Source organism: Enterococcus mundtii, from assembly GCF_002947535.1.
Taxonomy (GTDB): Bacteria; Bacillota; Bacilli; order Lactobacillales; family Enterococcaceae; genus Enterococcus_B; species Enterococcus_B mundtii_B.
The window spans coordinates 1-577 of sequence record NZ_PUAP01000067.1 but is presented as its reverse complement, the minus strand read 5'-3'; the positions used below and the strand labels follow the sequence as shown (position 1 = coordinate 577).

Here is a 577-nt window from a genome sequence, read left to right as displayed (position 1 = left end):
GACAAAGTCATTCAAAAAATTATTGCGATCGCATTAGAACGTATCGACGGACTATTAACAGTAGATGGAGGCTTCTTCTCCAATGTTGCTGGTAAATTAGTCAATACGGACAATGAAACAGCAGGCATCGAAACAGAAGTTGGGAAAAAACAAGTGGCTGTTGATATGTCGATCGTCGTTGAATATGGTAAAGACAGTGAAGATATCTTTAAACAAATGAAAGAAATCATCAGTGAAGAAGTAGCGAATATGACACATCTAGATGTCATCGAAGTGAATGTCAACGTGACAGATATCAAATCAAAAGAAGAATTTGAACAAGATCAAGTTACTGTTCAAGACAAAGTGACAGATGCTGCAAAAGCAACTGGAGAATTTGCATCTGAACAAACAGATAAAGCAAAACATGCAGCAAGCAAAGGAACAGAAAAAGTAAAAGAAAACAACGAGCCAAGAGTACAATAAAGATCTTGGTGAGTCAAAACTTTTAAATTAAAAAAATGAGATGTCGCATTGAAAAAATCGGCTAGACACTATAGGAGGAAATACAGATGGGTTTTATTTGGTCATTAATCGT

1 protein-coding gene is annotated in these 577 nt (G+C 35.7%); it reads left to right on the top strand.

The window, feature by feature from the left end; translation table 11 throughout:
- Positions 1-465: Asp23/Gls24 family envelope stress response protein (locus CUS89_RS15775; RefSeq protein ID WP_146103424.1), on the top strand; the 465-nt coding region annotated here is incomplete at its 5' end.
- Positions 466-577: the final 112 nt, after the last annotated feature.